The organism is Pseudomonas sp. B21-041 (assembly GCF_024748675.1).
GTDB lineage: Bacteria > Pseudomonadota > Gammaproteobacteria > Pseudomonadales > Pseudomonadaceae > Aquipseudomonas > Aquipseudomonas neuropathica.
In genome coordinates this window covers 4,691,490-4,710,338 of sequence record NZ_CP087175.1, presented here as the reverse complement: position 1 = coordinate 4,710,338, position 18,849 = coordinate 4,691,490, and the positions used below count along the sequence as shown (strand labels likewise).

Below are 18,849 nucleotides of genomic sequence, written 5' to 3'. Positions count from 1 at the left end.
CTCCCTTTCCCCCTCGCCCCCTTGGGGGCGGTCCGACGTTTCGGGAGGGCTGGGGTGAGGGGGAAGCGATCTCCCTGACACACCATCACGCTGACCGGACTGTCATCATTCCTGGCAGTTACGGTCATTGCTGTAAGGCGCGGTCTTACGGACAATCAACGCCACGTTTCTCGCTCATGGATTTGCCAGCATGTCGCAACCGATCTTTTTCGCCCACGCCAACGGCTTCCCTTCGGGCACCTATGGCAAATTGTTCGCGGCGCTGGCGCCCGAGTACCGGGTTGCGCATCTGGAGCAGCATGCCCATGACCCGCGTTTCCCGGCGGATGACAATTGGTACAACCTCGTCGACGAGTTGATCCACCATTTGCAGCAGCAGGATCAGCCGGTGTGGGGCGTCGGCCATTCGTTCGGCGGCGTACTGCATTTGCACGCGGCGCTGCGTTGCCCTGAGCTGTATCGCGGCGTGGTGATGCTCGATTCGCCGGTGCTGACCCGCACTGATCAATGGGTGATTCGCGCGGCCAAGCGCTTTGGCTTCATCGACAGACTGACCCCGGCCGGCCGCACCCTGGGCCGGCGGGAAGAGTTCGCCGACCTCGACAGTGCGCGCAGCTATTTTGCTGGCAAGACACTGTTCCGTGGTTTCGATCCGGAATGCTTCGATGCCTACCTGCAACATGGTTTGCACCAGGTCGGCGACAAGCTGCGCCTGCGCTTCGATCCGGCGACCGAAATCAGCATCTATCGTGGCGTGCCGCATACCAGCCCTGGTCGTACCCGCCAATTACAGGTACCGCTGGCGGTGGTGCGCGGGCACAAGAGTCGCGTGGTCATGCGTCATCACACCCGTTTCGTTTCGCGTCTGGCCCAGGGCGAGGCGCTGAGCATGCCTGGCGGCCACATGTTCCCGCTTGAGCGGCCACAGGACACCGCACGACTATTGAAGAATCTGTTTACTCGCTGGGAAAACCGTCAGGACAAGGATTGCGCATGAGCCCGACTTTCGAAGAAGTGCGCCTGAGCCTGCCGCATATCGAGCTGGCCGCGCATTTGTTCGGCCCCGAGGACGGTCTGCCGGTGATTGCACTGCATGGCTGGCTCGACAATGCCAACAGCTTTGCCCGATTGGCGCCCAAACTCAAAGGCTTGCGCATCATTGCGTTGGACATGGCCGGGCACGGTCATTCCGGGCATCGGCCGAACGGCGCCGGCTATGCGCTGTGGGATTACGCCCATGACGTGCTGCAAGTCGCCGAACAACTGGGGTGGAAGCGTTTCGGCCTGCTTGGGCATTCGATGGGTGCCATCGTTTCCATGGTGCTGGCGGGGTCGCTGCCGGAACGCATCAGCCATCTGGCGCTGATCGACGGCGTCATTCCTCCTACAGACAAAGGCGAAAACGCCGCCGAGCGCATGGGCATGGCCCTGCAAGCGCAACTGGATCTGCGCGAGAAGCGCAAACCGGTTTACAGCACCCTCGACCGTGCCATCGAAGCGCGCATGAAAGGTCTGGTGGCGGTCAGCCGTGAGGCGGCTGAATTGTTGGCCCAGCGCGGTTTGATGCCGGTGCCCGGCGGTTACACCTGGCGCACCGACAATCGCCTGACCCTGCCATCGCCGCTGCGTCTGACCCAGGAACAGGCAATGGCTTTCGCGCTGCGGGTCAGTTGTCCGGCGCAGCTAGTGGTCGCGGCTGACGGCATGCTGGCCAAACATCCGGAGCTGCTGGAGCGTCTACCCTTTAGCCGGGAACAGTTGGCGGGCGGGCACCATTTGCACCTGAACGATGAGGCCGGGGCGATCCTTGTCGCAGACTGTTTCAATCGGTTCTTCGCCATTCCTTGACTTGCTGCGGGCAACTGTCGAGGCTGGGCGGGTTGAAATGGGAGACAACTACGATGGATTTCTATACCGCTGCGACCTCGAATTACCCAGTCATGCCGATCCGATGAGCCTGACTATGCGGTCACTCAGTCTGTTGGCACTGTGCTGTTTCAGTACCGTTTCGTTCGCCGCCGATGTGCCGGGCAGTCAGGATCTGCAGATCGTGCCGCGTCTGGCCGATGCACAGATCGTCGACTACCGCCCGCCTGTGGAGCTTGAGCGGATCTATCCGCTGGGTTCGATCCGCAAGATCAGCGGGCAGCTGCGTTTCGACGGCCAGGTCACCGCCCGTGGCCAGACCACTTCGGTGACCTACGAGTTACCCCCCGAACACTCCGCCACCGAAGCTTTTACCGCCGCTCGTGAAGCCCTGCAAAAGCAGGACGCCGAATTGCTGTTCTGGTGTCAGGCGCGTGATTGCGGCGAAAGCAGCCTGTGGGCCAACGAGGTGTTCGGCAACGCCAAGTTGTACGGTGCTGACGAACAACAGGCGTATCTGTTGTTGAGACTGGCCGCACCGCGTGACAACACGCTGGTGGCGCTTTACAGCATCACGCGCGGCAACCGCAAAGCCTATCTGCATGTCGAACAGTTCGAGGCGGCTGCACCGTTGGGTGAGCTGCTGCCGACCTCGGCGACCCTGTTGCGTCAGTTGAAAAGCACCGGTGAGCTGGATTTTCCTGATCGCGTGAATGACCCGGATGACACCTGGCTACGCCTGATTTCCCGTGGACTTAATCTCGACACGACGTTGCGCGTAACGGTGTCGGGGCCGAAAGCCGAGGCCTGGCGACAGGCCCTGATCAATCAGGGTGTGCGGGCGGCACGCATGGAGACCGGCAGTGTCGAAGGCTCTGGCCTGCGCATCGATCTGTTGCGTTAAGCTGTTTCGGGCGAGCACGAACCGCGTGTTCGCCTACTCTTTGCCTGACTGACTTTTTCGAGACCTTACATGCTCAATAACGATCGCCTGCTGGTGCAGATCCTGCTGCTGGTGTTGTTTGGTGCCAGCCTCTGGGTGATGGCGCCGTTCTGGTCGGCCCTGTTCTGGGGCGCGGTGCTGGCATTCGCCAGTTGGCCGCTGATGCGTCTGTTGACCCGCTGGCTTAATGGCCGTGAGTCGCTGGCTGCGGGGATTCTGACGCTGGGCTGGATGCTGCTGGTGGCCGCGCCGCTGGTCTGGCTGGGGTTCAACGTGGGGGATCATGTGCGTGATGCCACGGCGTTCATCAAGGATGTGCAGGTCGACGGTCTGCCGGAAGCGCCGGTGTGGCTGGGGACTTTGCCGTTTGTGGGCGAGCGCCTGGTCGGGCTGTGGAACAGCATCGATCAGCAGGGCGCCGCGCTGATGGTGTCGATCAAACCTTATCTGGGGCAGGTCGGTAACTGGCTGCTGGCGCGCAGTGCGCAGATTGGTGGCGGGATTCTCGAGCTGACGTTGAGCATTGTCTTTGTGTTCTTTTTCTATCGTGACGGACCGCGACTGGCGGCGTTTGTGCACAGTCTGCTGGAGCGCTTGATCGGGGATCGTGCCGGGTATTACATCGAGTTGGTGGCGGGTACGGTGCAGCGGGTGGTCAACGGGGTGATCGGCACGGCGGCGGCGCAGGCGGTTCTGGCGTTGATCGGGTTTTTGATTGCCGGGGTGCCGGGGGCGCTGGTGCTCGGGATTGTCACCTTCCTGTTGAGTCTGATTCCGATGGGGCCGCCGTTGGTGTGGGTGCCGGCGACGGCCTGGCTGGCGTGGAAGGGTGAGTACGGGATGGCGGTGTTTCTCGGGATCTGGGGGACGTTCATCATCAGTGGCGTGGACAACGTGCTCAAGCCGTATTTGATCAGCCGCGGGGGGAATTTGCCGTTGGTGATTGTGTTGCTTGGGGTGTTTGGCGGATTGATTGCGTTTGGGTTTATCGGGTTGTTTATCGGGCCTACGTTGTTGGCGGTGGCTTATAGTTTGTTGACGGATTGGAGTAAGAGTCAGTCTCGGGTTGAGGAGCGGCGCTAGCGGTTTTGGGTTTTGGGTTTTGGGTGAATATCCGTTGCTGCGGTAACGGCGGCTTAGGGTTCCGCCCTTACGGCGGGTCACCTTTTCCAAACGCCGAAAAGGTAACCCAAAAGGCTTGCTCCTACGTGCGGCCCGCTCGGTGGGGCTCGGGGTTCCTTCGCTGCGGGATCGATCCGGGCGCAGCGTCTCCGGTTTGCTTCGCTGCACCTACTCCCGCTGTGTTTGGCTGCGCCAAACGGTCGCTGCGCTCCCACGCCCGGATCAATCCCTCCACTCAGCCTTCCGACGTCGCTGGTGGATCAAGATCAAGAGCAGCAGCCGAGCTAACGCTCATCCTGTTGAGTGGTGAAGAGCGTGGAGTGTTCGGCGTTTGATTTGCGTTGTAGCTGCCCCTCACCCCAGCCCTCTCCCGAGGGAGAGGGGGCCGAAATGTGTGCTTTTCAAAGCCTCAGTTCGACGCGGTATCGCACGTCGGCGTGCCTCTCCCAAACACCTCGGTCAGTCCCCTCTCCCTCTGGGAGAGGGCTAGGGTGAGGGGCTTTTGATTGTCCGCGGCAAATAGTGTCTTCGACTCAAGTCGCCACATTCAAATACTTGCCCACCGACGCCGTTTTCTCCAGCGAGTACTGTTTGCTCAGATTGGCAATCATGCGGTTCAGGGCTTCGGTGGTGCTCTGGGTAGAAGCGGTCTGTTCTTCATCCGGCCGTTCTCGCCCTGCCTGTAAAGCCGCTTTCAGCTCATCACTGCTCACGCCACCACTGTTGTCGCTATCGAGCACCTTGAGCAGCGCGGTGCTGGTGTCGGTACTGGTCGATGAGGTGCTGTTGCTGGTCTGCAGAGCGCTGCTTAATTCGTTAGCCGTCACGCTACCGTCGCCATCCGCATCAAGTTGGCTGAACAGTTCGTCGCTGTTGATGTGTGGCGGCGGTGGAGGTGGCGGTGTCAGGCTGGCGGTGAGTTCGTCCTGGCTGACGGTGCCGTCCTTGTTCTTGTCGAGGGCGGAGAAGATTTCGTTGCTGTCGGCAGTGCTGCCGGCGCTGGTCAGGCCGCTGCTCAGTTCGTCGCTGCTGATGGCGCCGTCACCGTCGCTGTCGAGGGCGCTGATCAGGGCGTCGGCGAGGTCGGTGTCCGGTGCTTGATCGTGTGGCGGTGGCGGGGGCGCCATGGCGGTCATTTCTTCGGCGCTGAGGCTGCCGCTGGCGTCGCTGTCCAGATCACCGAATTGTTTACTCAGGTTGACCAGCAGACCGTCGTCGTTCTTCTGCGACAGGGCGCTTTTCAGTTCGTCCTGATCCACCGCGCCGTCGCCGTTGCTGTCGAGTTTGGCGAACAGTTCTTTTTGCAGTTGCTGGCTACGGGCGTTTTGCGTGGAGGTACTGCTGGTGCTGGTATAGCTCGTGTAGTTGCTGACGCTACCAATCATCGGACTCACTCCCTGGAATGGAAAACCGGTGGGTGTACCGGCTTATGCAGCGTCGGGGCGCAAGTTGTCGGGGGTATGTGGGGTTTGTACCGGTGAGTACACACGATGCAATGAACACCCCCGAACCCTGTGGGAGCGAGCCTGCTCGCGAAGAGGACGTTACATTCAAAGGAGATATTGGATCAACTGACGCCTTCGCGAGCAGGCTCGCTCCCACAGGGGGGCGGTGGTGTTCTCAGGTGCGCGGCAGGCGAATGATGGCGGTAAGGCCGCCGCCGGGGGTTTCTTCGAGGTTGAGCTGACCACCCAGACGCTGCGCCGCTTCGCGGGCAATGGTCATGCCCAGCCCGACGCCGCCGGAGTTGCGATTGCGCGAGCCTTCCAGGCGATAAAACGGTTCAAACACCGCTTCACGCTTGTCCTCGGCAATCCCCGGGCCGTGGTCGATCACGCGGATCAGCAGTTGCTCGCGTTGATCCTGCAATTCGATGCGTGCCTGGCCGGCATAACGCAGGGCATTGTCCATGAGGTTGTTGAGGCACGAACGCAGCGCCATCGGCTGCACCGGCAGAGGTGCGCAATGGCCGCTGACCTGCACGTCGGCACCTTGGTCCTGAGCGTTTTCGCACAGCGATTCGACCAGCGCCTGCACATCCATCAACTGCAAGGCTTCGCTGGTGCGCTGTTCGTGCAGATAGGTGAGGGTGGCGTCGAGCATGCCGATCATGTCGTCGAGGTCTTGGCGCATCTGGCCTTGCAGCTTTTCATCGCTGATGTTCTCCAGGCGCAGTTTCAAGCGTGACAGCGGTGTGCGCAGGTCATGTGAGACCGCGCCCAGCATCCGTGCGCGCTGTTGCACCTGTTCGCGAATGCGTTGCTGCATCAGGTTGAAGGTGTAGGCGGCTTGTCGCGATTCCCGCGGGCCGGACTCGTCGAGTGGCGGGCTGTCGAGGTCTTCGCTGAGACGTTCGGCGGCGTCGCTCAGGCGCTGGATCGGGCGACTGAGCAGTTTGGCGCCGTACCAGGCCGCGATCATCAGCGTGATGAACTGAAAGGTCAGCGGCACCACCGGGCCACCGAACCACGGACGCGGTGGCCGTGGCGGGTAGCGCGGATCATGTGCCATCGGTTGCCCTTCGGCGCCTTGAGAGAACTCCGGTGGCGGCGGGGGCGGCGGTGGCCCGTAGAGGCGGAACCAGGCGAACGCCAGCAGGTGCGCCAGGACAATCGCCACGAACAGCACGCCAAACAGGCGCCCGAACAGCGTGTCGAAGCGCGCCCGCATCAGCCGATGTCTCGCGCGTCGAACAGGTAACCCTCACCGCGCACGGTTTTGATCAACTGCGGTGCTTTCGGGTCGTCGCCGAGTTTCTGCCGCAGACGCGAGACCAGCAGGTCGATGCTGCGGTCGAAGGCTTCGATCGAGCGACCCCGGGCCGCATCGAGCAGTTGCTCGCGGCTGAGTACCCGACGCGGACGTTCGATAAACACCCACAGCAGGCGGAATTCGGCGTTGGACAGCGGCACCACCAGACCATCGTCGGCGATCAACTGGCGCAGGACGCTGTTCAGACGCCAGTTGTCGAAACGAATGTTCGCGCGCTGTTCGGTTCGATCGTCGCGCACCCGGCGCAGAATGGTTTGAATGCGCGCGACCAGTTCGCGTGGCTCGAACGGTTTGGCCATATAGTCATCGGCGCCCAGTTCCAGGCCGATGATGCGGTCGGTCGGTTCGCAACGTGCGGTGAGCATCAGGATCGGGATGTCCGATTCAGCGCGCAGCCAGCGGCATAGCGACAAGCCGTCTTCGCCGGGCAGCATCAGATCCAGCACGACAACGTCGAAATGTTCGGCCTGCATCGCTTGACGCATCGCCGCGCCGTCGGTGACGCCGCTGGCGTGGATATTGAAACGCGCGAGGTAGTCAATCATCAGCTCGCGGATCGGCACGTCATCATCGACGATCAGCGCGCGAATGCTCCAGCGCTTGTCGTCTTTAGGCTCATCCGTCGCGGTCATTTGGGTGTTGTGCATGAGGCTGTTCATCTGCCAGTAGGCCGCCAACCACAAAAGATGGGCTGCGAGGTTGTGGTTTCAGCATAGGCGTCCGGCCGTGAGGCGGGAAGTGCTGATGTAAGGACGTATTGCGGCTGGCGAGGCTAGCGCGGGTGCTTGTTGCTGGCGTGTCGGTTGTGTATCGGAGTCGACACAATAGCAGCGAGCGCTATGCTGATCACGGCCAGCGCGACGATTTACCGATCATCGGGTGCCGCGCTGCCGCCGGTTCCGCTACAATGCGCGCCGATTTCGACCTGCCTGAGAGCCCATTCATGTCCGCCTGCCAGACTCCTATCATCGTCGCCCTGGATTTCCCTACCCGTGACGCCGCACTGAAGCTGGCCGACCAGTTGGACCCGAAACTGTGCCGGGTCAAAGTGGGCAAGGAACTGTTCACCAGTTGCGCCGCCGAAATTGTCGGCACCCTACGTGACAAGGGTTTTGAAGTATTCCTCGACCTGAAATTCCACGACATTCCCAACACCACCGCGATGGCCGTGAAAGCCGCTGCCGAGATGGGCGTGTGGATGGTCAACGTGCATTGCTCCGGTGGTATGCGCATGATGGCCGCTTGCCGTGAAGAGCTGGATAAACGCAGCGGCCCGCAGCCGTTGCTTATCGGCGTGACCGTGCTGACCAGCATGGAGCGTGAAGACTTGGCTGGTATCGGTCTGGATATCGAGCCGCAAGAGCAAGTGCTGCGTCTGGCCGCGCTGGCCGAAAAGGCTGGCATGGACGGTCTGGTGTGCTCGGCGCTGGAAGCCTCTGCACTGAAAACTGCGCACCCTTCGCTGCAACTGGTGACCCCGGGAATTCGTCCGGCCGGCAGCGCGCAGGACGATCAGCGCCGCATTCTGACTCCGCGTCAGGCGCTGGATGCCGGTTCCGATTATCTGGTGATTGGCCGTCCGATCAGCCAGGCGGCGGATCCGGCCAAGGCACTGGCTTCGGTTGTCGCCGAAATCGCCTGATCAGGCACCGCAAAACCCTGTAGGAGTGAGCCTGCTCGCGATAGCGGTGTGTCAAACAACGTTAATGTTGACTGACACACCGCTATCGCGAGCAGGCTCACTCCTACATTTGTTTTGTGGTGGTTTTAGATTTTCAGCACCAACTTGCCGAAGTTCTCACCGCTGAACAATTTCATCAGCGTTTCCGGGAAGGTCTCCAGGCCTTCGACGATATCTTCCTTGCTCTTGAGCTGCCCCTTGGCCATCCAGCCGGCCATTTCCTGCGCGGCGCTGGCGTATTGCGCCGCGTAATCCATCACCACAAAACCTTCCATCCGCGCACGGTTGACCAGCAACGACAGGTAGTTGGCCGGGCCTTTGACCGCTTCCTTGTTGTTGTACTGGCTGATCGCGCCGCAGATAACCACCCGCGCCTTCATGTTCAAACGGCTCAACACCGCATCGAGGATGTCGCCGCCAACGTTATCGAAATACACATCGACGCCTTTCGGGCATTCGCGTTTAAGCCCGGCCACGACATCTTCGGACTTGTAGTCGATGGCACCGTCAAAACCCAACTCATCAATAAGGAATTTGCACTTGTCGGCGCCGCCGGCAATGCCAACCACGCGGCAGCCTTTGAGCTTGGCAATCTGCCCGGCGATGCTGCCCACTGCGCCCGCTGCACCGGACAACACCACGGTGTCGCCGGCCTTCGGTGCGCCGACATCCAGCAGGGCGAAGTAGGCGGTCATGCCGGTCATGCCCAGCGCTGACAGGTACACCGGCAGCGGTGCCAGTTTCGGATCGACTTTGTAGAAACCTCTTGGCTCGCCGAGGAAATAATCCTGCACGCCAATGGCGCCGTTGACGTAGTCCCCGACCGCAAAGCCAGGGTTGTTCGAAGCAATGACTTTGCCTACGCCCAGCGCGCGCATGACTTCACCGATACCGACCGGCGGGATGTAGGACTTGCCCTCGTTCATCCAGCCACGCATCGCCGGATCGAGGGACAGGTATTCGTTCTTGACCAGAATCTGGCCCGCCGCCGGTTCGCCGACCGGTACTTCCTGATAGGTGAAGGTCTCGCGGGTAGCCGCACCCACCGGGCGTTTGGCGAGCAGGAACTGGCGATTGGTGTGGTTGGACATGGCAGGCACTCGAACGGAATGAAGCCTTGTTGATAGACCTTCGCCGGCATTGGCGCAAGGTTGGCTGATGCGGCGAATGCACGCCGATCCAGTGCAGTGATGATCACTGGGATGGTTCTATCACTGCGACGCATGGGCACATAAACAGCCATTGGATAGTGCTGACGCACGGCAGACCCCAATGGCTATGCTGCCATTCCATACATCCCCTGCATCTATCCCTTCGAGGACATAACAATGAGCATGACGTTTTCCGGTCAGGTTGCTGTAGTCACTGGCGCGGCCAACGGCATCGGCCGTGCGACCGCCCAGGCGTTCGCCGCCGAAGGCCTGAAAGTGGTGGTCGCCGACCTGGACGCGGCAGGGGGCGAGGGCACGGTGGCGCTGATTCGTACAGCCGGCGGCGAAGCGACCTTCGTGCGCTGCAACGTGACCGTCGAAAGCGAAGTGAAAAATCTGATGGACGAGGTCATCAACACCTACGGCCGTCTCGACTATGCCTTCAACAATGCCGGCATCGAAATCGAAAAAGGCAAACTGGCCGACGGCTCGATGGATGAATTCGACGCGATCATGGGCGTCAACGTCAAAGGCGTCTGGCTGTGCATGAAGTATCAACTGCCGCTGTTGCTGGCGCAGGGCGGCGGGGCGATCGTCAACACCGCCTCGGTAGCGGGACTGGGCGCGGCGCCGAAGATGAGCATCTACGCGGCGTCCAAGCATGCGGTGATCGGTCTGACCAAATCGGCGGCCATCGAATACGCGAAGAAGAAAATCCGTGTCAACGCTGTGTGTCCGGCGGTGATCGATACCGACATGTTCCGCCGTGCTTACGAGGCCGACCCGAAGAAGGGTGAGTTCGCCAACGCCATGCACCCGGTCGGGCGCATCGGCAAAGTCGAGGAAATCGCCAGTGCCGTGTTGTACCTGTGCAGCGACGGTGCGGCATTCACCACCGGCCACTCGCTGGCAGTGGATGGCGGCGTCACCGCTTTCTGAATCACGCCCAAGAACAACAGCCCGCATTCGTTGCGGGCTTTTTTGTGGGCAGCGGTCAGTTCCGTGAAGCCTCTTAAACAATGTGTATCAAACGGTTAGAACGGTCGCTTTTGGCGGCGTTGTCGCACAGCCTGTCCGGCGCGGCTGTGATTTACTGCCGCCAGCAAAACGGACAGGAGTTTGCTTGCTCATGGAATTGAGAATTGATCGACAGGCAATGGTGCCGGTCGTGCAGCAGATTGTTGACGGACTGACCGAGTGGATCCTGCAAAGTGGCGTACCGCCGGCCACCCGTTTGCCGTCCGTGCGGCAAATCGCCCGGGGCAATCTGCTCAGCCAGTCGTGCGTGGTCGAGGCGTGTGAACGGTTGGTATCGCAGGGCGTTCTGAACTCATGCCAAGGCACCGGTTTCGTTGTCGCCGCCTCGCCATCGACACCCGGCGCAGAGGACGAACTGGCGCCATTCGAGGGCCGGTTTGCCTGGTGCGATGCCGTGTGCGATACAGCAGGTGGCTTGAAGCTTGGTGCCGGTAGCCTGCCGCAAAGCTGGCGCGAGCCTGACGACCTCAGCTATGCGCTGCGCGAGGTGGCGCGCACCGACATGGCCAGCCTGTTCAACTACAGCACGCCCTTGGGGCTTCCAGCGTTGCGCGAGCAAATCGCCAAGCGCCTGAAACTGTTCGGTATCGAGGCCCGCAGTGCGCAGTTGCTGAGTACCTGCGGCGCCAGCCATGCGCTTGATCTGATCGTGCGCACCTTGTTCAAGGCTGGAGACTGTGTGGTGGTCGAGACGCCCGGTTACGCGCCGTTGTTCGATCTCCTGCGGATGCACGGCGTGCACATGCTCGAGGTGCGTCGCACCCCGAACGGGCCGGATATCGACGCGCTGGAGACTTTGCTACAACAGTTTCGCCCCGGCGCGTTATTCATCAACAGCCATCATCACAACCCCACCGGCAGTTGCCTGTCGCCGAGCGTAGCGCAACGCATCCTGCAACTGAGCAAGACCTATGATTTGCGCGTGATCGAAGACGATGTCTACGCAGACTTGCACACCGGCAACGGCACGCGCCTGGCGGCTCTGGATAATGAGGGGCGAGTCCTTTACGTGGGCAGTTTTTCCAAGACGCTGAGCAGCTCGTTGCGGGTCGGTTTCGTTTTTGCCGACAGCGACATGGTCAGACGGCTGGCGCAGGTCAAGATGATCAGCGGTCTGGGGGCGTCAAGGTTTACCGAAGCGGTGCTGGCCAGCCTGATGGTCAGCGGCGCTTACCGCAAACTGGTGCAGCGCCAGCGTCAACGCCTGAATGCCGATCGCGCGGCCGCATTGCAGGCGCTGGAGGACGCCGATTGGGAGGTTTTCGGCAAGCCTGCGGGTGGCTTGTTCATCTGGGCCCGCTCGCGCATGGCCGATCAGGTTCGGGTGCGTCGGCAGGCTCAACGCTGCGGCGTATTGCTCTCAGCGTCTGAGGCGTTCAGCCCCAGTGGCGAGTCGGGCGACTGGCTGCGCATCAACGTCGCCTATGCTTGTGATCCACGCGCCCGGCAGTTTTTTCGCAACACCGGTTCGGATCGACCTCAAGTGTTCTGAAAACGACGCAAGCGTAGCTTTTTGCCATTATTCCGACGCCAGAGACTTGTGCTGCTTCATGGCCGTTGCGACTCTTCGCTCTACTGACAATGGCAGGGGACTACGCGCAATGATTTCGGCCATGCAAGGACGTTTTGCCAACCTCGGTATGGCGAAAAAACTGGGTATCGGGTTTGTGCTGGTTTTGCTTCTGACCGCGCTGGTGGCGGCCATCGGCGTTTGGTCCCTGCAAACCATCAGTCAGCATTTCGACGGGCTGAAACAGATGTCTTCGCTCAACAGTGGTTTGCTCAAGGTGCGCCTGCTCGAGCAGGAATATGCCTTGCGGGGCGATCCGAAGACGGCCGATGCCCTGCGTAAGGGCGTCGACGAACTGGTTGCTCTGGCTGATCAGCTCAAGACGCAGTCAGCGGCGAATGGGCCGGTAATGAATGATGTGCAGCAGTCGCTGGGCGCTTATCGTAAGGCGTTCGACGAGTTTGTCTCGTTGACTCAGGCCAAGGACCTGGCGCTGGAAATGGCCAGTTGGTCGGTGTCCAGTGTGGCCAACAACCTCGACGTATTGCAGGCCGGGCTTGCCGACGACGGTGCTTATACCTTGAAGGACACCGAGGGCAAGGATGGCGCGCAGTTCATCGAGCAGGCCAGTCAGGTCAGCCAGGTTTCGCGGTTGATGCTGCAAGCGATGAATGAAGCGCGAATTCGCCTCGATCAAAGCCGCAAGGGCGATGCCGACAGTGCCGGCAAGGGCAATATCGAACAGGCCGCGCAGGCGCAGGCGCAGGCCGAAGAATTAAAAACCACGGTCAAGGACGAGGGCTACCTGACCGTGCTCAATGAAGTGTCCGGGCACATCGCCGGTTTCAACGACAAATTGGCCGAATACACCGGGTTGCTCGCGCAGGAAAAAACCGTCTACGAGCAATTGCACCAGCGTGCCGACCAAGTGGTTGAGCGGGTGAATCAGGCGTATGTCGCTGAAGACGGCGCGATGCAGGCAGAACTGAAGAAAAACTCGCTGCTGATCATCGGCTCATCGGCGCTGGCATTGCTGGTGGGATTACTCGCCGCGTGGCTGATCACCCGACTTATCGTCGCGCCATTGCGCAGTGTGATTCAGGTCGCGCAGCAGATTGCCGCCGGTGACTTGAGTGCGACTGTGGCAGTGACCCGTCGCGACGAGATTGGCCAGTTGATGCTGGCGATGCAACAGATGGGCGCGGGTCTGAGTACCATCGTCAGTGGTTTGCAGGCGGGGATCGAGCAACTGGCCAGTTCGGCGCAATCGTTGTCGACGGTCACCGAGCAGACCAACCTTGAGGTCAGCAGTCAGAAGGAAGAAACCGAGCAGGTTGCCACGGCGATGAACCAGATGACCGCCACCGTTCACGACGTTGCACGCAACGCCGAAGAAGCGGCGCTGGCCGCGCAAACGGCGGATGACAAAGTCGAGAGTGGGCAGCAGGTGGTGCGCCAGAGTATGGCGCGCATCGAGCAACTTGCTGATTCGGCGACTTCGGCCAGTTCGAGCATCGAAAGCCTCAGTGCTGAAATCCAGAATATCGGCACGGTACTCGGGGTGATCAAAAGTGTTGCCGAACAGACCAATCTATTGGCGCTGAATGCCGCCATCGAGGCGGCGCGGGCCGGGGAGCAGGGCAGGGGCTTTGCGGTGGTGGCCGATGAGGTGCGCGCGCTGGCTCGGCGCACGCAGCAATCGACTGAGGAGATTGAACGGCTGGTCAGTGCTTTGCGCTTGGCGGCGCATTCGTCGGTGCAGCAGATTCAGAGCAGCGGCGAGTTGGTGAAGCTGGCGGTGAGTGATGCGTTGCAGACCGAGAGTGCGCTGGGGAGTATTGCGGCGGCGGTGTCGTTGATTCAGCAGATGAATCAGCAGATTGCGGCGGCGGCGGAGGAGCAGAGTTCGGTGGCGGAGGAGATCAATCGCAGTGTGACGAGTATTCGTGCGAGTGCGGATCAGTCGTCGATTGCGATGCGTGGGAATGCGGCTTCGAGTGTTGAGTTGGCGCAGTTGGGGAGTGAGTTGCGCGGGATGGTTGGGCATTTTCGGCTTTGACGCTTTGACGCTTTGACGCTTTGACGCTTTGACGCTTGGCGGCCTTTGGGCCGACCAGGTTCTTGGGGTTTTGGGGGGATATCCGTTGCTGCGGGTGTTGCTGATTAGGGTTCCGCCCTTACGGCGGGTCAATTTTGGCAAACGCCCCAAAAGTAACCAAAAGGTCTTCGCCCTGACGTTCGGCCCGCTCGCTGGGGTTCGGGGTTCCTTCGCTCCGGGATCGCTCCGGGGGCATCGCCTACGGTTTGCTTCGCTGCACCTCCTCTCGATGTGTTCGACTTCGTCGAACGGTCGCTGCGCTCCCACCCCCGGATCAATCCTTCCACTCAGCCTGCCGACGGGCTTTCAGATCAAGATCAAGAGCGGCAGCCGAGCTAACGCTCATCCTGTTGAGTGGTGAGAAGCAGATGCGGTTGTGAGGTGGGCGTTGCTTTTGCTTTTCTGTGGGAGCGAGCCTGCTCGCGAAGGCGGCCTGACAGCCGACCAATCCGCTATCGGATGTACTCAGTCCCAATGTAGGAGTGAGCCTGCTCGCGATGACGGCCTCACATCCACCGGGTATCTATCAGGTTCACTCCCGCGAGCCCACAAAAAAGCCACCTCTCGGTGGCTTCTCTTTCAACCTCTGCATTCAGTCGTAAATCACTTTCTTCTTCCAGTCCGCATCGGCCTCGACATCTTTGAGGCCGGCGGTCAGTTGGTTCTCTTCACCTTCAACCGGTGCAATCTTGTCCATGACCTGGGCGTTCGCGCGGGCCAGGAGTTTTTCCAGGTATTGCAGTTGTTCTGCGTACATCTGCGGATCCTGCTGTTTGCGCAGGTATTGCACGCCGCGTTCGAAGGCGAGGCGGGCCTGGCCGGGCTGGTTTTGTTGCAGGGACTGTTGGCCGAGGTTGTTGAAGAATTCGATGTGCAGCAGCACCAGAATGTGGCGGACTTCGCGGATCCAGTGTTTGGCTTCATTCGGTGGCAGGAAACCATCGTGGGCGGCGCGGGTGATCTGGCCGTGGAGGGCTTCGAGCAGGAAGCGCACGTCTTTGGCTTTGGCTTCGGTCAGGATCGGTGCCGGTGGGTTGTTGACCGGGATCGATTCGCCTTGGGCGACCAGGGCGCTCAGTTCGGTGATGCGTGCTTTGGTGGTGGCGCTGGTTTTTTCCAGGTTCAGCAGGCGCTGGCAGACGTTCAGTTCCAGACGGGTCAGCAGCAGCTTGAGCGCCGGGGTCATGAACTGGCCGGGGAAGGTTTCGGTCAGTTCGCCGCAACGGCGCAGGCGGTCGTTGAGTTCGACCTTGGTGCGGGCCTTCTCCAGTTTGTTGTTTTCCACCACATGGTTCATGTAGCCAATGGCGATCAGAATTGCGATCCCGGCTACGACTAGCAGGGTGATCATGAGTGGTGTCACCGGTAAGACCTCTTTATAGGGTTCGCATGCGAGTGTAGTGGCTGGGCATTTAGTCGCCTAGCGCCGCTCGACGAGTTGGATCGGCAGGTTCAATCTGTATCGGCCGCACGCTGCTTATATGAATGCTGGCGCTGCGAGTGCAGATTGCCATCACTGTGGGTGGACTATAGCGTCTTGGCGAGTGGCGGAATATAGGCGTCAATCGTCGGGCGACGGAAAAGCCTGATTGCCGCCGTAAAGGTCGTCGAAGTCATTGATTTAAATAAATTTATATCAGGGGGTTGACGACCTCTCAATCCATCCATAGAATGCGCGCCACTTGCAGCGTAAAGCACACAGCGAAGCGCGGCAGGGAGTGAATGTTGTAGTGTGTCCCCTTCGTCTAGTGGCCTAGGACACCGCCCTTTCACGGCGGTAACAGGGGTTCGAGTCCCCTAGGGGACGCCAATGCGGGAATAGCTCAGTTGGTAGAGCACGACCTTGCCAAGGTCGGGGTCGCGAGTTCGAGTCTCGTTTCCCGCTCCAATTTTAAACAGTAGCGCTTTCGGGCGGTGCTGAGTGAAACCAGAACCAAGTCTTCGGATACGGATCTGGACACCGAAACACACACCATGTGTTCCGGGTAGCGTGTCCCCTTCGTCTAGTGGCCTAGGACACCGCCCTTTCACGGCGGTAACAGGGGTTCGAGTCCCCTAGGGGACGCCATTTGCGGGAATAGCTCAGTTGGTAGAGCACGACCTTGCCAAGGTCGGGGTCGCGAGTTCGAGTCTCGTTTCCCGCTCCAAATTCTAAAAACGCCGCTCAGTGAGCGGCGTTTTTATTAGTGAAAGTTGTAGCCTGTGTCCCCTTCGTCTAGTGGCCTAGGACACCGCCCTTTCACGGCGGTAACAGGGGTTCGAGTCCCCTAGGGGACGCCATTGCGGGAATAGCTCAGTTGGTAGAGCACGACCTTGCCAAGGTCGGGGTCGCGAGTTCGAGTCTCGTTTCCCGCTCCATATTCACAAAAACGCCGCTCAACAGAGCGGCGTTTTTGTATGCGCGCGATTTGTGGTTGTGTCATCTGTCATAAAGAAAAAGGCCCGCCGAAGCGATTCGGCGGGCCTTTTTGCATTTTGCGTCTGCTTACCAGGACAGCATCAGTCGGCCAGCAAACAGAATAAGCACCACGCCCATGGTGCGCTCGAACCAATGGCCCATGCGCATGAACAGCAGGCGAACCCGATTGCTTGAGAAGAACAGCGCGACCACGACAAACCACAGCGCATTCACAAAGCACATCCACAGCCCGTAAAAGGCCTGGATCTGCAGGGGCGTGCTGGCGCTGATGATCGTGGTGAAGATGGCCAGGAAAAACAGCGTGGCCTTGGGGTTGGTTGCATTGGTCAGAAAACCGGTGCTGAAAGCTTTGAACAGGGTTTGTTCGACCACGGGTTCATCCGCAGCTTTTTCACCTTCAACGGCCGATTTGGGTTTGCTGCGCAACAGGCTGACGCCCAGATACAGGATATAGGCACCGCCAATCACCTTGGCGACGGTCAGCAACCACGGGGTGGTGTGCATCAATGCCCCGACACCCAACAACGTGTAGAGCACGTGCACGGAAATCCCCGCGCCGATACCCAGCGCCGTGCAGATCCCTACCAATCGGCCGAACCGTACGCTTTGGCGAATGGTGACTGCGAAGTCCGGGCCGGGAGCAACCACAGCCAGAAAGTGAATGGTTGCCAGCGCCAGAAACTCGCCCAGATAATTCGAATACATCTCAGCTCCAATAGGTCAGGGGTGAAGCATTGCCGCGATAGCCGACAAAAAAGGAAAGGCTCAAGCGCGGATCGGCCACGCCCGGGGTCACCGAGTGCATGCGCCGCGAATTGAACATGATGAAATCGCCGGGTTGCGGTCGGACTTCCAGCGCGGGTGGGCCGAGCAGTGCCGGTTCGATGCCGTAACTGTCACCGCGCATCTCGTCGAATTGATCCGGGGTGATGTCGTCGTCCCACATCTGCAACGCACCGCCCTCGGTCGGCATGTTCAGGTAGACATTGCAGGCGAACTGCGCCTCCAGGCTGCGGGCCTGGAAACTGTCCGGAGCGTCCTTGGCGAAGATGTCGTGATGGGCGAGGAAGCACACCCCGGGCTTCACCACGCGCGAAAGGCCGACATACATTTTCCGGCCGTAGAGGTTTTCCAGGTGCGCGCCGGCCGGCCAGGATTCGTCGAGCATGCAGCGCAAGGTGTCGATCGGTGAGGAGTAGGGCGCGCAGCGATTGCGCAGTTCAGCGATGTTGCTGGTGGCGCGTTCGAAGTAGTCCTCAATCAGCAGCGGCTGGTTTTCCGCCTCGTAAAACGCCATGCCGATGCGGCCGATACTCGGTGCGTTGATGTAACCCTCGAAGCCTGGAGCGAGAATCTTGTCGCCAATCTGAATGGCCAGCGGCTCAGGCAAAAAGCCTTTGATGCGGATGGCGAGGACTTCTTCGTTGGCCAGTTTTTTTATGCACGTCTCATCGAGACGCTCGACGTCTAGCATCATTTTTTTAGGTCCATCTATCGATAGTCAACGGAACCTGCGAATGCGGTTCCCCGGCGTCGGACGCTGCCTGAAGCAGCGCCCGAAATGCTCAATCCACGTTGTAGTGGACGGATAACGTGCCTTTCTTCTGCGAAAGGGACGCGATCGTGACTGTGCCCAGATCCTTCAGGCTGCGTACGTGGGTGCCACCGCAGCCATAGGCGGGCAGTTCACCAAAACCGATTTCCCGCGCACCTTCGCGTAGCGAGGTCAGGCGGGGCAGGTCGTGCTCGATCCACTGGTCGATCCCGTGTTGAACGGTCTCTGCATCGACTTCCTGCGCGGTGTCGCCGGGTTTGAATTGCACTCGGCCTTCATCCGGCCAGTGATGGGCTTTGATCGGCATCCAGCCCAGCGCCTGGACGAAATGCCCGATCAGGTGCCCGGCCGAATGCATGCGTGTATTGAATTGGCGGCGCTGTTCGTCGATGCGGATGCAGGTCATGCCGAGCTTTACCGGTCGGTCGACAAAATGAATGATCCGGTCCGGTTCCTGCACTACACGCAGTACCTGGCTTTCGCCGATCCAGCCGGTATCACACGGCTGACCACCGCCCTGCGGGTGAAACAGCGTGGCGCGCAAGACCACGGCGAATTCGTTCTCTTGGGGCGTGCAGTCGAGGACTTCCACATTGGCCTTGAGGTCATCACTATGGAAAAAGAGGCGAAGCGTCATATTCCATGCCCTTATTAAAGTTTCTTTTTTTATTATATGAATCGTGCAATAACGTGA

16 protein-coding genes, 6 tRNA genes and 1 pseudogene are annotated in these 18,849 nt (G+C 60.2%); 15 read left to right on the top strand and 8 right to left on the bottom strand.

What is annotated here, in order from left to right:
* The first annotated feature begins 190 nt into the window (after window positions 1–190).
* The 4 genes from LOY43_RS20910 (at window position 191) to LOY43_RS20895 (ending at window position 3,892) form a co-directional block, all read left to right on the top strand.
* A complete protein-coding gene (locus LOY43_RS20910; RefSeq protein WP_095051071.1) occupies window positions 191–997 on the top strand; it encodes an alpha/beta fold hydrolase in 807 nt (268 codons plus the stop codon).
* Complete coding sequence (locus LOY43_RS20905; RefSeq protein WP_095051072.1) at window positions 994–1,848, top strand: alpha/beta hydrolase; 855 nt, start codon at window positions 994–996, stop codon at window positions 1,846–1,848. Before LOY43_RS20910 ends, LOY43_RS20905 begins: the two co-directional genes overlap by 4 nt.
* Window positions 1,849–1,963: 115 nt before the next feature.
* Complete coding sequence (locus LOY43_RS20900; protein WP_093442271.1) at window positions 1,964–2,770, top strand: DUF4892 domain-containing protein; 807 nt, start codon at window positions 1,964–1,966, stop codon at window positions 2,768–2,770.
* Between the two features lie 69 nt (window positions 2,771–2,839).
* Window positions 2,840–3,892 carry an AI-2E family transporter gene (locus LOY43_RS20895; RefSeq protein ID WP_258708673.1) on the top strand — a complete coding sequence of 351 codons (1,053 nt, stop codon included), beginning with the start codon at window positions 2,840–2,842 and terminating at the stop codon, window positions 3,890–3,892.
* Between the two features lie 572 nt (window positions 3,893–4,464).
* On the opposite strand, the gene xopAW is transcribed toward LOY43_RS20895, so the two are convergent.
* From xopAW to LOY43_RS20880, 3 genes are all read right to left on the bottom strand, one after another.
* Window positions 4,465–5,316 carry a XopAW family type III secretion system calcium-binding effector gene (gene xopAW / locus LOY43_RS20890; protein ID WP_258708672.1) on the bottom strand — a complete coding sequence of 284 codons (852 nt, stop codon included), beginning with the start codon at window positions 5,314–5,316 and terminating at the stop codon, window positions 4,465–4,467.
* 235 nt (window positions 5,317–5,551) lie between these two features.
* Window positions 5,552–6,601 carry a HAMP domain-containing sensor histidine kinase gene (locus tag LOY43_RS20885; protein WP_095048641.1) on the bottom strand — a complete coding sequence of 350 codons (1,050 nt, stop codon included), beginning with the start codon at window positions 6,599–6,601 and terminating at the stop codon, window positions 5,552–5,554.
* Window positions 6,601–7,362 (bottom strand): response regulator, encoded by a 762-nt coding sequence (locus tag LOY43_RS20880; protein WP_095048649.1) that lies wholly within the window; start codon window positions 7,360–7,362, stop codon window positions 6,601–6,603. The genes LOY43_RS20885 and LOY43_RS20880 overlap by 1 nt, the downstream gene beginning before the upstream one ends.
* 284 nt (window positions 7,363–7,646) lie before the next feature.
* On the opposite strand from LOY43_RS20880, the gene pyrF reads away from it, so the two are divergent.
* Window positions 7,647–8,345: an orotidine-5'-phosphate decarboxylase gene (gene pyrF, locus LOY43_RS20875; RefSeq protein WP_176471268.1), complete on the top strand. Its 699-nt coding sequence runs from the start codon at window positions 7,647–7,649 to the stop codon at window positions 8,343–8,345.
* A 125-nt stretch (window positions 8,346–8,470) separates the two neighbouring features.
* Here the strand turns inward: pyrF and LOY43_RS20870 are convergent, their stop codons facing one another.
* Entirely contained in the window at window positions 8,471–9,475 is a 1,005-nt protein-coding gene (locus LOY43_RS20870; protein ID WP_095048639.1) for an NADP-dependent oxidoreductase, read from the bottom strand.
* Window positions 9,476–9,712: 237 nt separating this feature from the next.
* Between LOY43_RS20870 and LOY43_RS20865 the strand changes: the two genes are divergently transcribed.
* The 4 genes and pseudogenes from LOY43_RS20865 to LOY43_RS28905 all read left to right on the top strand — a co-directional run bounded on the left by LOY43_RS20865 (window position 9,713) and on the right by LOY43_RS28905 (window position 14,142).
* Window positions 9,713–10,474 (top strand): SDR family oxidoreductase, encoded by a 762-nt coding sequence (locus LOY43_RS20865; protein WP_016983635.1) that lies wholly within the window; start codon window positions 9,713–9,715, stop codon window positions 10,472–10,474.
* 190 nt (window positions 10,475–10,664) lie between these two features.
* Window positions 10,665–12,065 carry a PLP-dependent aminotransferase family protein gene (locus LOY43_RS20860; RefSeq protein ID WP_095048637.1) on the top strand — a complete coding sequence of 467 codons (1,401 nt, stop codon included), beginning with the start codon at window positions 10,665–10,667 and terminating at the stop codon, window positions 12,063–12,065.
* Window positions 11,998–13,281: pseudogene (locus tag LOY43_RS28910) on the top strand (HAMP domain-containing protein); the annotation flags it as partial. The gene LOY43_RS20860 and the pseudogene LOY43_RS28910, both read left to right, overlap by 68 nt.
* Window positions 13,261–14,142, top strand: a complete 882-nt coding sequence (locus tag LOY43_RS28905) for a methyl-accepting chemotaxis protein (RefSeq protein WP_371917961.1) — start codon at window positions 13,261–13,263, stop codon at window positions 14,140–14,142. The pseudogene LOY43_RS28910 and the gene LOY43_RS28905, both read left to right, overlap by 21 nt.
* A 631-nt stretch (window positions 14,143–14,773) precedes the next feature.
* On the opposite strand, the gene LOY43_RS20850 is transcribed toward LOY43_RS28905, so the two are convergent.
* On the bottom strand, window positions 14,774–15,532 hold the full coding sequence (locus tag LOY43_RS20850; protein WP_176471267.1) for a hypothetical protein: 759 nt from the start codon (window positions 15,530–15,532) through the stop codon (window positions 14,774–14,776).
* 383 nt (window positions 15,533–15,915) lie between these two features.
* Between LOY43_RS20850 and LOY43_RS20845 the strand changes: the two genes are divergently transcribed.
* The 6 genes from LOY43_RS20845 (at window position 15,916) to LOY43_RS20820 (ending at window position 16,539) form a co-directional block, all read left to right on the top strand.
* Window positions 15,916–15,991: transfer RNA gene (locus LOY43_RS20845), tRNA-Glu, on the top strand.
* Between the two features lie 2 nt (window positions 15,992–15,993).
* Window positions 15,994–16,069, top strand: a tRNA-Gly gene (locus LOY43_RS20840).
* 104 nt (window positions 16,070–16,173) lie between these two features.
* Window positions 16,174–16,249: transfer RNA gene (locus LOY43_RS20835), tRNA-Glu, on the top strand.
* Window positions 16,250–16,252: 3 nt separating this feature from the next.
* Window positions 16,253–16,328, top strand: a tRNA-Gly gene (locus LOY43_RS20830).
* Window positions 16,329–16,385: 57 nt separating this feature from the next.
* Window positions 16,386–16,461: transfer RNA gene (locus LOY43_RS20825), tRNA-Glu, on the top strand.
* A gap of 2 nt (window positions 16,462–16,463) precedes the next feature.
* Window positions 16,464–16,539 (top strand) — tRNA-Gly (locus tag LOY43_RS20820).
* Between the two features lie 127 nt (window positions 16,540–16,666).
* On the opposite strand, the gene LOY43_RS20815 is transcribed toward LOY43_RS20820, so the two are convergent.
* The 3 genes from LOY43_RS20815 to LOY43_RS20805 all read right to left on the bottom strand — a co-directional run bounded on the left by LOY43_RS20815 (window position 16,667) and on the right by LOY43_RS20805 (window position 18,792).
* Window positions 16,667–17,305 (bottom strand): LysE family translocator, encoded by a 639-nt coding sequence (locus tag LOY43_RS20815; RefSeq protein ID WP_095048634.1) that lies wholly within the window; start codon window positions 17,303–17,305, stop codon window positions 16,667–16,669.
* A gap of 1 nt (window position 17,306) precedes the next feature.
* The gene (locus LOY43_RS20810; protein ID WP_258708670.1) at window positions 17,307–18,077 is read right to left on the bottom strand and encodes a 2OG-Fe(II) oxygenase; all 771 of its coding nucleotides are present in this window, start codon (window positions 18,075–18,077) and stop codon (window positions 17,307–17,309) included.
* Between the two features lie 88 nt (window positions 18,078–18,165).
* Window positions 18,166–18,792 (bottom strand): hypothetical protein, encoded by a 627-nt coding sequence (locus tag LOY43_RS20805; protein WP_095048632.1) that lies wholly within the window; start codon window positions 18,790–18,792, stop codon window positions 18,166–18,168.
* Window positions 18,793–18,849 lie beyond the last annotated feature (57 nt).